This window comes from Nocardia sp. PLKS1-43, assembly GCF_059510335.1.
Window position 1 is genome coordinate 802,026 of record NZ_JCAJZQ010000002.1, and the last position, 12,042, is coordinate 814,067.

General features: G+C 68.0%; 11 protein-coding genes. 6 read left to right on the top strand and 5 right to left on the bottom strand.

All coding sequences use genetic code 11. The features are described from left to right. The first annotated feature begins 177 nt into the window (after positions 1 to 177). The gene (locus AC5WS7_RS11555; protein WP_495954412.1) at positions 178 to 1,461 is read left to right on the top strand and encodes an acyltransferase; all 1,284 of its coding nucleotides are present in this window, start codon (positions 178 to 180) and stop codon (positions 1,459 to 1,461) included. A 265-nt stretch (positions 1,462 to 1,726) separates the two neighbouring features. On the opposite strand, the gene sigJ is transcribed toward AC5WS7_RS11555, so the two are convergent. Continuing rightward, a complete protein-coding gene (sigJ, locus tag AC5WS7_RS11560; RefSeq protein ID WP_495954543.1) occupies positions 1,727 to 2,626 on the bottom strand; it encodes an RNA polymerase sigma factor SigJ in 900 nt (299 codons plus the stop codon). Further along, positions 2,623 to 3,699 (bottom strand): NAD(P)/FAD-dependent oxidoreductase, encoded by a 1,077-nt coding sequence (locus AC5WS7_RS11565; RefSeq protein ID WP_495954413.1) that lies wholly within the window; start codon positions 3,697 to 3,699, stop codon positions 2,623 to 2,625. Before AC5WS7_RS11565 ends, sigJ begins: the two co-directional genes overlap by 4 nt. Before the next feature lie 256 nt (positions 3,700 to 3,955). Between AC5WS7_RS11565 and AC5WS7_RS11570 the strand changes: the two genes are divergently transcribed. The 4 genes from AC5WS7_RS11570 to AC5WS7_RS11585 all read left to right on the top strand — a co-directional run bounded on the left by AC5WS7_RS11570 (position 3,956) and on the right by AC5WS7_RS11585 (position 7,565). Continuing rightward, positions 3,956 to 5,473, top strand: a complete 1,518-nt coding sequence (locus tag AC5WS7_RS11570) for a DUF7782 domain-containing protein (RefSeq protein ID WP_495954414.1) — start codon at positions 3,956 to 3,958, stop codon at positions 5,471 to 5,473. Positions 5,474 to 5,636: 163 nt separating this feature from the next. Beyond that, positions 5,637 to 6,605 (top strand): sigma-70 family RNA polymerase sigma factor, encoded by a 969-nt coding sequence (locus tag AC5WS7_RS11575; RefSeq protein ID WP_495954415.1) that lies wholly within the window; start codon positions 5,637 to 5,639, stop codon positions 6,603 to 6,605. 185 nt (positions 6,606 to 6,790) lie between these two features. Further along, positions 6,791 to 7,078: a DUF427 domain-containing protein gene (locus tag AC5WS7_RS11580; protein WP_495954416.1), complete on the top strand. Its 288-nt coding sequence runs from the start codon at positions 6,791 to 6,793 to the stop codon at positions 7,076 to 7,078. Positions 7,079 to 7,130: 52 nt separating this feature from the next. Further along, positions 7,131 to 7,565 carry a DUF8021 domain-containing protein gene (locus tag AC5WS7_RS11585; RefSeq protein WP_495954417.1) on the top strand — a complete coding sequence of 145 codons (435 nt, stop codon included), beginning with the start codon at positions 7,131 to 7,133 and terminating at the stop codon, positions 7,563 to 7,565. A 16-nt stretch (positions 7,566 to 7,581) separates the two neighbouring features. Here the strand turns inward: AC5WS7_RS11585 and AC5WS7_RS11590 are convergent, their stop codons facing one another. The 3 genes from AC5WS7_RS11590 to ppc form a co-directional block, all read right to left on the bottom strand. Then, positions 7,582 to 8,022, bottom strand: a complete 441-nt coding sequence (locus AC5WS7_RS11590) for an SRPBCC family protein (RefSeq protein WP_495954418.1) — start codon at positions 8,020 to 8,022, stop codon at positions 7,582 to 7,584. A 2-nt stretch (positions 8,023 to 8,024) separates the two neighbouring features. Next, the gene (locus AC5WS7_RS11595) at positions 8,025 to 8,381 is read right to left on the bottom strand and encodes an ArsR/SmtB family transcription factor (protein ID WP_495954419.1); all 357 of its coding nucleotides are present in this window, start codon (positions 8,379 to 8,381) and stop codon (positions 8,025 to 8,027) included. Between the two features lie 243 nt (positions 8,382 to 8,624). Further along, on the bottom strand, positions 8,625 to 11,402 hold the full coding sequence (gene ppc / locus AC5WS7_RS11600) for a phosphoenolpyruvate carboxylase (protein WP_495954420.1): 2,778 nt from the start codon (positions 11,400 to 11,402) through the stop codon (positions 8,625 to 8,627). A gap of 108 nt (positions 11,403 to 11,510) precedes the next feature. Between ppc and AC5WS7_RS11605 the strand changes: the two genes are divergently transcribed. Next, positions 11,511 to 12,020 carry a DUF3291 domain-containing protein gene (locus AC5WS7_RS11605; protein ID WP_495954421.1) on the top strand — a complete coding sequence of 170 codons (510 nt, stop codon included), beginning with the start codon at positions 11,511 to 11,513 and terminating at the stop codon, positions 12,018 to 12,020. Positions 12,021 to 12,042 lie beyond the last annotated feature (22 nt).

Consider the following 12,042-nt stretch of genomic DNA (forward strand, 5'->3'; position numbering starts at 1 on the left):
GCCGTATCCGGTCGAGTCGTCGATGGCGCCCAGCGAGACGCAGGCGCGACCGGAGTCCACTGGGCCACACCGTGTTCGGCCCAGGCGCTTCGGAGATTGCGTGAAGGTGATTCACAGTGTCGGCTGACACCATGAGTCGCAGCCGGAACCAGGGTCCGGCAGGAGACGAGGAGGCAGATGACGCAGGACGATCGCGGCACCGTGAACACTGCGACGCTCACGATCGCCGGCCCGAGTCCGGAAGCTCATCCGGAATCGGCGCAACCTCGAAAAATCAAGCGGCCGTACCTATATCAGGTAGACCTGTTCCGGATCATCACCTTCGCCTGCGTCGTGTTGGACCACGTCACCAGCGGGTCGACCACTCCGGACAACGTGACGTCCAACGCGGCGCAGACACTGCTGCACTTCACCCGCCTGGCGTTCTTCGCCCTGACCGCCTTCGTGCTGGTCTACCAGACGGCCCGCAAGCCCTTCTCCGCACGCACCTTCTGGCGTCGGCGTTTCATGCTGATCGGCATCCCGTACGTGGTCTGGTCGGTGTTCTACTGGGCCTACGCGATCGTCCTGGGGAATTTCCAGGAGCCGATCCCACATGCGTTGTGGCGCTTGGTCGTCGACATCGCGACCGGTGAAGCCTGGTACCAGATGTACTTCCTGCTGGTCACCATGCAGGTCTACCTGCTGTTCCCGCTGCTGCTGAAACTGCTGCGCGCGACCGAGGGCTACCATCGCTGGGTGCTGGCGGTCAGCGGCGCGCTGCAACTGGGCTTCCTGTGGCTCGCCACACATCCCCCGGCGTTCACCGGTGTCGCCGCCACGATCTGGACGCACATCTACGCCGTGGTGTTCGCGTATCAGTTCTACGTGGTACTCGGCGCGGTCGCCGCATGGCATCTGGCGGCCGTCGACCGGGCGGTGAAGCGGTTCGGACCGCTGCTGGTGCTGGGCATGGTCGTCGCCGCGGTTCTCTCGGCATGGGATTTCCTGCGCTCCACCGATCGCGGATTGCCGCCGTGGCAGGCCAGCAACATCTTCATGCCGCACCTGATCGTCTTCTTCGTCCTCGTCATCGCCGCCCTGTACACACTGGGCACCTGGGGGACCGCGAATCAGCGGCCCGGCTCGACCAGGGCCAGGTGGCTGTCCTACGGCGCGGACCGGTCGTTCGGGGTCTTCCTGTTGCATCCGTTCGCCCTGCAACTGATCGCTCCCTGGATCATCCCCATGGCCCACGCGATCGGCACGCTGTGGTGCACGGTGGTGGTGTACGTGACCGTCATGGCGATGTCGCTGTTCGGGGCCGAGGTCACCCGGCGGGTGCCCGGGAGTATCTGGCTCAACGGGCGCCCGATGGTACACACGGATTTCCGTGCCCTCTTCGGCCGGCGTCCCGAGAAAATCCCGGCCCGTGCGGAGATTCCCGCGGCCGAGGAGATTCCCACCCCCGAACGCGGCTGAATCGATCGAACCACCCGACTGCTCCGGCCGAGATGTGAATCGGCCGGAGCAGTCGGCGTCTCGAGGGATGTCAGCCGCGCTCGCGGTACGGCTGTCCCCGCCGGTACCTCGGCGGCCGATACAACGGCGAGTGACCATCGCATCGGCGTCGTGCGGATCGTTCGCGTGGTCCCGCTCGCACAGGGTCACCCGATCGTGCCGGGCGAGCACGTGGGCAGCGGTGAGGCCGGACCGGGTTCGGCCATTCGCGGAGTTTCTCCGCGTTCTACGAGGTCACGACCATCCGCAGCTTCTCCGGATTACGGATGCAATAGACCGCCGTGACGAGACCGCCGCGCACCTCGATGCAGGTCACCTGGTCCAGCACGCCGTCGATCGTGGCCGCCACGGCCGGCATCGCGTTGTAGACCCCGAAGCGGACGCCCAGTTCGCCCATCCGCCGCCCCTTGGACATCAGCCCGATCAGCAGCCGGGCCACCCGGTCCGGCCCCAGCACGGGGCTCCGCGCCGCGCTGACGATGCCACCGCCGTCGGCGAGGAAAACCACGTCGGGTGCGAGGACATCCATCAGGGATTGCACGTTGCCGGTGGCTGCGGCGATCGAGAACCGCTCGGCGACCGAGGCCGCGTCGGCGGGGACCGCGATCGCGCCGTACACCGATTCGCGCCGGGCGCGGACGTGATCGCGAGCACGCTGATTCAGCTGCCGCACAGCGGGTTCGGATCTGCCGACCGCGGCAGCGATTTCCGCATAACCGAATTCGAACACCTCCCGCAGCACGAAGACCGCGCGCTGCAACGGGGTCAGGGTCTCGAGGATCAGTAGCATCGCCGTGGTGACGGCCTCACCGGTGAGCACGTGCCGGATACCCTCGGTCTCCTCCTGCCCGTCCGCGGCCAGCGGTTCGGGCAGCCACGGACCCACATAGGTCTCCCGGCGCCGCGCGGCCGACCGCAGCGCCGTCATCGCCTGCCGGGTGACGATCTGCGCGAGATAGGCACGCGGATTGCCGATTTCGGCGAAATCCACCGTGCGCCAACGCAGATAGCTGTCCTGCAGCACGTCCTCGGCGTCACCGACAGAGCCGAGGATCTCGTAGGCGATCGAGAACAGCAGCGGCCGATGCGCGGTGAACTCCTGGTCCGGATCCGGCGGCGAAGTCACCCCGGTCCCCGCAACCACGCGTAATTCGCCGTCCTCGCACCGTATTTCGCCCACCGGCACACAGTCTCCTTGACGACCGCGCCGCCGCGCCCGGCCAGGAACATCCGGCGGACCGAATCGTCCCGGCGGACGAGCTGGATCACCGCGTCCCGGCGACCGAGACTCAGCCCCTGCCCGGCATAGCCCATGGAGTACGGCCTCGGTGCGCGCCCGGCCGCCAACCGGGCCAGCGTATTCGCGGCGTGTGCGCCCTGCGGTTCCGCGGTCGCACATGCCAATCGCGCGCCCGGAACCGCCGCGCAGTCCCCGATCACGAAGATTCGCGGGTCGTCCACGCTTCGAAGATAGTCGTCCACGACCGCGCGGCCGTCCCGGCGCACGGTCAGACCGCTGCGCGCGGCCAGATCCGGTACGGCGGCCACGATCGCCCAGAGCGTCAGATCCGTGGGAAGCCGCGCACCCGAGCGCAGCAGCACGGCGTCCCGGGCGACCTCCTCGACGGTGTCCTCCACCACCTCCACGGCCAGGCGTGCCAATCCGGCACGTGCTCGGCGCCGACCACCCTCGGACAGGCTCGCCGCGATCGTGGAGCCCACCAGGCGCACACGCAGATCCGGCCGGGCCTCGGCGATCTCGGCGGCGGTCTCGATTCCGGTGAGACCGCCGCCGACGACGGTCACCGCCTGCCCGCCGGTCAATGCGGCCAGTTCCGTGTGCGCGGTCCGCGCACCCTCCCACGTGCCCACCGCGACCGCGCCCGCCGGCGGTTCGACGGTGCTGCCGATGGCCAGGAACAGATGGTCGAAGGGGATGCTCGCCCCGTCGTCGAGCCGGACGGTGCCGTCACCGATCTTCTCCACGGTGCCGATCCGGGTGTCGATGCCCGGGCGCAACATCGCCGTGAGCGGCGTCGCGGCGGCTCCCGAACCCGCGATCTGCTGATGCAGCCGCACCCGCTCGACGAATTCCGGCCGGGGATTGATCACCGTGATCTCCGCCTCGGAGATCTTGCGCGCCAGCCGATTCGCCGCGATCGTGCCCGCATATCCGGCACCTACCACCAGGACCTTCATCTCTATCTCCTGTCGTCGAGGGTCCTGTATGAGATGCCGGGCGGCCGTGGTCTGTGATGGGGCTCGACCGTGACGTGCGTCACCCAGGACGAAACAGCTGGTCATCTCGTTTTCGCCGGCGGAGGCGGCCGTCCTCGGCAGCCCGATTCGCTCCCGCGTGGCGATTCCGGCCGGTCCGCGCGAGCAGGCTGTCGCAGCTCCCGTGACGGCCCCCGCCAGCAGGTGATCGGCGGTGATCCTGGCAGAGTTCCGAGTCATGTCCCCCAATCCGACGACCGTCGTCTCACCGCTGGCCGCACTCGCGCCCGATCTGCGCACCGCGCTCACCCGCGCCCGCTACGACGCGGACACCCTGCTCGAGGTGCTCGGCAACGACGCGCACACCGCCCTGGGCCGGTCCGAGCCCGTGCCGGTGCGCCGGGCGGTCCGTGACGCGGGCGAGCTGGGCACATTGGTCCGGCTGCTGTTGCTCGGTGATCCGGAACCCGAACGCGACGTCGCGGCGGCGCTGGCCCCGCTGGATCTGGACCGGGCGGTGGCCGCCGGACTGCTCGAACGGGACGGCGGCATCGTGCGGGCCGCGCTCGATCTGCGGCCGCTGGATCTCGGCGGTGGAACTCGCTGGGTGCTGTCGGATCTGGACGACTCGGTTCAGCGCCGCACGCTCAGCGCCGATCACGTCCTGGGCGTCGGCCACGCCTCGCTGTCGCTGCTGCGCGCCACCCCGACCGACCCCGTCGGCTCGGTCCTGGATCTTGGCACGGGGTGCGGGGTGCAGGCCGTGCACGCCGCCAGCTACGCGCGGGCGGTGACCGGCACCGACGTCAGCGCGCGAGCGCTGTGGCTGGCCCAGGCCACGGCCGCACTCGACGGACTGGATATCGAACTGCTGCAAGGTTCCTGGTTCGAGCCGGTCGCCGGGCGACGATTCGATCAGGTGGTCGCCAATCCCCCGTTCGTGGTCGGGCCGGCCCGCATCGAACACACCTATCGCGATTCGGGTCTGGCGCTGGACGGCGCCAGCGAACTGGTCGTCTCCCGGGCGCCCGAGCTGCTCGCCCCGGGCGGCACCGCGGCCATGCTGGCCTCCTGGGTGCATCGCACCGGCGAGGACTGGCGCGCCCGGGTGTCCTCGTGGCTGCCCGATCACGGCGTGGACGCCTGGATCGTGCAGCGCGATGTCGCCGACCCCGCTCTCTACGTCGGTACCTGGCTGCGCGACGCCGGGCTCGATCCGCGCGATCGCGACGCGCAGGAACGTGCGCGAGCATGGCTGGATGCCTTCGAGGACGCCGAGGTCGAGGGCATCGGCTTCGGGTTCGTTTATCTGCGGGCGATCGACGGGCCCACCGAACTGCTCGCCGAGGATCTCACCCACGGTTTCGACGATCCGCTCGGGGCCGAGGCGACCGCTTACTTCGAACGCTCCGCCTGGCTGCGCGCGGTCGCGGCCGATCCGGATCTGGCCTGGTCCGCGCGGTTCGGCGTGGATGCGGCGACCGCGCTGGAGCGGGTCTACCTGACCGGGCCGGACGGCTGGGAGCAGCGCGTCGCGCGGCTGCATCGCGGCAACGGCCCGCGCTGGCAGCACGAGGTGGACGACTCCACCGCCGCCCTGCTCGCGGGAATGCGCGCGGACGGCCTGCCGTTACAGGAACTGATCGATCTGCTCGCGGTCGGTCACACCGGTACGGAGGCGACAGCCGAATTCCGTGCCACCGCACTCACGATCGTCTCCGGGTTGGTTCGGCATGGTCTGATCCACCCCGCGTAGCACGCGACCCGCGGCCGTTCCCGCGCTGCGCCCTTCTTAGGAACTTCTCAGATGGGTGTGGTGAAAGCCGCAGCTCAGCACGGTTTATCGCCGAGGTGTCGGGGAACTTTCCCACTGTCGGGTCCGTTGATCGGAGTGAGACACCACCGACAGGAGGCAAGTCATGACAAGCCCCGCCACCACTGGGCTGCGCGCCAGCGATCAGGACCTCGACGCCACGAGCCCCGCAGCCGACCTGGTACGCGTGTACCTGAACGGCATCGGCAAGACTGCGCTGCTCACGGCCGCCGACGAGGTCGAGCTGGCCAAGCGCATCGAGGCGGGCCTCTATGCCCAACACCTGTTGGAGACCGGTAAGCGGTTGGCCGCCACCCGCAAGCGTGACCTCGCGGTTCTGGTCCGGGACGGCCAGGCCGCCCGGCAGCATCTGCTCGAGGCCAACCTGCGCCTGGTCGTGTCGCTGGCCAAGCGCTACACCGGACGCGGCATGCCGCTGCTGGATCTGATCCAGGAGGGCAATCTGGGTCTGATCCGGGCGATGGAGAAGTTCGACTACGCCAAGGGGTTCAAGTTCTCCACCTACGCCACCTGGTGGATCCGGCAGGCCATCACCCGCGGTATGGCCGATCAGAGCCGCACCATCCGGCTCCCCGTCCACCTGGTCGAGCAGGTCAACAAGCTCGCCCGGATCAAGCGCGAACTGCATCAGCAGCTCGGCCGCGAGGCCACCGACGAGGAACTGGCCGCCGAATCGGGCATTCCGGTCGAGAAGATCGCCGATCTGCTGGACCACAGCCGCGATCCGGTAAGCCTGGACATGCCGGTCGGCAACGACGAAGAGGCTCCCCTCGGTGACTTCATCGAGGATTCCGAGGCCACCTCCGCCGAGAGCGCCGTCATCGCCGGAATCATGCACAACGACGTCCGCAGCGTGCTGGCCACCCTGGACGAGCGTGAACAGCAGGTCATCCGCCTGCGCTTCGGCCTCGACGACGGTCAGCCCCGCACCCTGGACCAGATCGGCAAGCTGTTCGGCCTGTCCCGCGAGCGGGTTCGGCAGATAGAGCGTGAGGTGATGGCCAAGCTCCGCAAGGGCGAGCGGGCCGACCGACTGCGTGCCTACGCCAGCTAGATCCCCCAGACGCTGGGCCGTCCGGAATCCGGCCCAGCTCCCCGTGGTGATCGGGGCCCGATCCGGTCACCCGAAGCGCCGGTCGGCGACGCGCGCCCTTCCCCCTCCCCGGGCCTGCGCGAACCGGCCGGCGCTGTAGCCGTTCTTCGGTTGCCTGGATGATCGATTGCGGCACAATGGATTACATGACGGTAGCCATCTGGAACGGACAGCAGCTCGCCGAGAGCGACGCCACGATCGTCGTCGAGGGCAATCACTACTTTCCGCCTGAGTCGATCGATCGGCGGTTCTTCGAGACGTCGGAGAGGCACACCATCTGCGGATGGAAGGGCCGGGCCAGCTACTACACGGTCGCGGTCGACGGGACGAAGAACGCGGACGCGGCCTGGTACTACCCCGACCCACTGCCCGCGGCCGAGAACATCAAGGACTACGTGGCGTTCTGGCGTGGTGTTGAGGTGCGCGATAGCTGAGCGTTGGTCGGCTGCGCTGTCCCGGCGAGGCGCGATCTCCTACGATCGCTCCATGCAATGGAAACAGGTTTCAGTTCTGGCGCTACCCCTGCTGGCCGCACTGGCCGCCACGCCCAGTGCTGTCGCCGCACCCGCCAACCAGCGCGAGGCCATCGCGATGGCCTATATCGAGGCGCTGACCTCCCACGATGCCGCCGATGTCCCGTTCGCGCCCGATTGCACTCGCGTGGAGGCCGGTATCCAGACCGGTTACTCCGGCGCACAACTCACCCACGACCTGGACACCGGTCCGCAATACCAGCTCGTTCAGCGCATCTACGACGTCCGGCTGAGCACCGCGGGCGATGTGGTGACCGCGCGTTATCACCTGGACTCGGGTTTGGCCGGGCAGCGCCTGGTCACGGTCGGCATCACCGAAACCTTCGATATCCCGGACGGGACCATCCACCGCATAGTCGCCGACATCGTCCCGGTCTCGGGGTCCTGACCGCGGCAAACGGAGTTCAATCCTCTTGGCCCAGCACGGTTTCCAGCTTGTCGTGCATGCCGGACCAGCCAGGGCTCATGATGGAGCGGGCGCGCCGCATGAGCGGGTTGTCCGGGTCGAAGCCGGTGTGGCTGAACAGGATACGGGTTCCGTGGCCTTCCGGGCGCAGCCGCCAGGTGATGATCCAGCCGGTCGGAGCGTCGGCCTGAGCATCGTTCCAGGTCATGCGCAACAGTTCGGGGGCGGCGACCTCGAGCACCTCGCCGCGGATGTGGCCGGAGAAATTCTGGCCCGGCATGGGGTGGGTCTTCATCTCGAAGGTATTGCCCGCAACGGGTTCGAAGCCGACCGGTTCCATCATCCACCGCGCCATCAGCGTCGGAGTGGTGAGCGCCCGCCACACCTTCTCGGGCGGGTGCGGATAGTAGTGGTCCAGTTCTATCGCGGTCTCGCTCACGGTCACTCCTCGGTGTCATCCGGATCGTCGGGCATGGTGTCGAGCACATCGCCGAGGGCGCGCAACCGCGCACGCCAATAGCGCTCGAAGGGGCTCAGCCAGGTCCGCAATTCGTGCAGCGGTTCGGGCTCGACGCGGTAGTACCGGTAACGCCCGCGCTTGTCCTCTCCGACGAGCCCGCAGTCTCGCAGCACCCGCAGGTGTTCGGACACGCTCGGTCGGGTCATCTCGAAGCGCTCGGCAATGACCTGCACGGTCCGCTCGCCGTCGAGCAACATCTCCAAAATCTCCCGCCGCGTGGGACTCGCCAGCGCGGCGAAGATTCGGTCCGCGTCCGCACGGTCGATCTGCTGAGCCATGTCCGTCACCATAGGTAGGCTATTACCTACCTGTCAACCGTAGGGAAAATCCTACCTATTTTTCCACCGAGCGAGCCACTCGGACGATTCGTTCACGAAAAACGCGAACGGCCCGAACCGCACAGTGCGGCAATCGGTTCCGGCGAGCGGCAGACACTGCCGACCGTCCGGGCACGCGCGAACGTTCTCGGCGGGCACCTCAGGCAGGTCGAGCGTGATTTCGACGGTGACCGCGACGATCGGCTATCCCGAATTCCGCAGCGCGGTCGCGAGTCCGTTCATGGTCAGCAAGATGCCACGTTCGACCAATTCGGAGTCGTCACCGGCACGGCGGCGGCGCAAGAGTTCGACCTGCATCTGGTTGAGCGGTTCGAGGTACGGGAAGCGGTTGCGAATCGATTCGGCCAGAGCCGGGTTGTCGGCCAGCAGGTGGTCACTACCGGTGACGGCCGCGTGCATGCGCACGGTGCGGTCGAATTCTTCGCGGATCATGCCGAAAATGGTGTCGCGCAACGTGTCGTCCTCGACCAGTTCCGCGTAGCGCGCGGCGATGTCCAGATCGGCCTTGGCCATCACCTGAGCGAGGTTCGACATGACGGTCCGGAAGAACGGCCAACGCCGGTACAGATCGGCAAGAACCGCCATTCGCTTCGGATCCTCGCCCGCCCACTGCTCGATCGCGGTACCGGTCCCGTACCAGCCGGGCAGCATCACCCGCGACTGGCTCCACGCCATCACCCACGGGATCGCCCGCAGATCACCGACCGAGCTGGTCGGTTTACGCGAGGCGGGCCGGCTGCCCAGATTGAGATCCCCGACCTCGGCGATCGGAGTCGAGGCACGGAAGTACTCCACGAAGCCCGGTGTCTCGTGAACCAGCCGGGCGTACGCCGTCCGGGCCAGCTCGGCCAGTTCGTCGAACAGTTCGTAGGCCGGTTCGGCGTCCGCGCCCAAACCCTCCACATCCAGCAGCGTCGACTCCAGCGTGCCCGCGACCAGCGCTTCCAGATTTCGGTAGGCCGTGCCCTGTTCGGCGTACTTGGTGGAGATGACCTCGCCCTGTTCGGTGAGCCGCAGCGAACCGCGCACCGCCCCGGCCGGCTGCGCGAGGATGGCGTCGTAACTGCGTCCGCCACCGCGCCCGACCGTGCCGCCGCGACCATGGAACAGCCGCAGCCGGATTCCGGTCTTGCGCGCGGCCTCCACCAGATCCAGTTCGGCCCGGTACAACGCCCAGTTCGCGGCCAGATAGCCGCCGTCCTTGTTGGAATCCGAGTAGCCGAGCATGACCTCCTGCCGCATGCCCCGGGCGGCCACCAGCCGGTGATACGCGGGCACTTCCAGCGCCGCGACCAGAGTCTGCGCACCCTGGCGCAGGTCCTCGATGGTTTCGAACAGCGGCACCACTCCCGCCGGACTGCTCGGCGGGACCTCCGCATCGCCGGGATCGAGGATGCCGGCCTCTTTCAGCAGCAGCGCCGCTTCGAGCAGGTCGCTGACCGAGGTGCACATGCTGATGACGTAGTTGGGCACGGTATCCGGGCCCAGATCGTCCAGCGCGGCTTTGGCCGCACGCAGCACACCAAGTTCCTTTGCGGCCAGATCGCTCAGCCGCGCGCCGGGCCCCAGCAGAGGGCGGCGGGTGGCGAGTTCGGTCGCGAGCAGTTCCACGCGGCGGTCCTCGGGCAGGCTCGCGTAATCGGCGTGAACTCCGGCCCAGGCCAGCAGTTCGGCGACCACCTGCTCGTGCACCTCGGAGTTCTGCCGCATATCCAGGCCCTGCAGGTGGAATCCGAACGTCTCGACCGCACCGCGCAACGCGGCCAGCCGATCGTCGGCGAGCAGGCCGTCACCGGAGGCACGCAGCGAGGCGTCCACCACGGCCAGATCGTCCAGTAACTCCTGGGCGGTGGCGTAGGGCTCGACCCCGCCGGCAACGGCGTCGAGGTCGACCCCGCCTGCGGGGATCTCCCCCAGAGCGCGATGCGCGGTGGCGGTGAGGCGAATGCGGATGCCGTGCACGGCACGGCGGTACGGCTCGTCCGCACGCTGCGGCGAATCGTCGAACGACGCCTCGGCCAGACGGGCCAGATCATCGGTCACCGCAGCCAGGCGGACCGACAGTGACAACGTCTTCTCCAGACCGACCAATTCGGTCAGATAGTGCCCGAAGGCCACCGCGCCGGCACGGTGGGTGGCTCGCCGCACGACCTCTCCGATGACGTTCGGATTGCCGTCCCGATCGCCGCCGATCCAGGAACCCGGCCGCAGGATCGGGCGTTGCAGCAGTTCGTATTCCGGCCAGCGAGCCCGCAGTGCGGCGCGCACATCGGCGTTGATCCGCGGTATCACCTCGAGCAGCGTGAGATCGTAGTAACGCAGCCCGACCTCGATCTCGTCCTGAATCCGCAAGCGCGCCAAACGGATCAGCGCGGTCCGCCACAGGGTGAGCACCTGGCGGCGCAAGCGGGTCTCCACTTGCGCGTACCGCGGTTCGTCCGGCGCGTAGCGCTGGCGCTCGCGCATCAGATCGGTGATCCGGGACTGTACGTCGAACACGGTCCGGCGGCGCGTCTCGGTCGGATGCGCGGTGATGACCGGTGACATCACCGCGTCGTCGAGCAGATCTGCGACCAGTGCGCCGTCGGGGCGCGCGGCGTCGAGTTTGCGGTAGGTGGCCGCCAGGCTGGAGTCCTGCGGCGGCTCCCCGGCCGCCAGATGCACCGCGCGGCGCCGATCGCGTTGCAGATCCTCGGCCAGATTGGCCAGCAACAGGAAGTGGCTGAACGCCCGGATCAGCGGAAGCGCCGTGCGAATATCGGTGTCGCGCACCATATCCGCGACCGCACTTCGCTCCACCTCCGATCGGCGAACCCGGAACGCCTCGACCCGGACCCGTTCGATGAGATCGAAGACCTCGGGGCCTTCGTGATCTCTGATCGTCTCGCCCAGGATCGCTCCCAGGAAGCGAATATCGTCCCGCAGCGGCGCGGTGGCAGTTTCGATCTGATCTTCGCGCATGGGGTCCAGTATCGACCACCGCTCCACCGGCGCCGCGTTGCCGGGCCCCGCAGACCACACATTCGCCATACTGAGAAGATCTCCTCACTTCTGGGTTACGCTCGTCTCATGACCGGCCATCACCTCGCCCAAGTGAACATCGCCCTCCCCCTCGAACCACTCACCTCCGCCCGGCTGTCCGGTTTCGTCGCCGCGCTGGACGAGATCAACGCACTTGCCGATGCCGCGCCCGGTTTCGTCTGGCGTCTGCAAACCGAGGACGGCGACGCGACCGCCATCCGGCTGCTCGACGACGATCGGCTGATCGTCAATATGAGCGTGTGGTCATCGATGACGTCGCTCACCGAATTCGTCTACCGCAGCGACCATGTGCGGATCATGCGTCAGCGCCGCGGCTGGTTCGAAACGATGTCCGAGGCGTACCAGGCGCTGTGGTGGGTGCCGGCCGGCCACCTGCCGACCGTGGCCGAGGCCGAACAGCGCATCACTCACCTGCGTGCACACGGCCCGACCGGCTACGCCTTCACCTTCCGCAACTCGTTCGCCTCCCCTTCGTCGTCGGCATCTCCGACGTCGGCGATCCACCGGACCAGCGCGGACCTGACCTGTCCCGCCTGATCGGGTGACGGCCGCGGCCCTC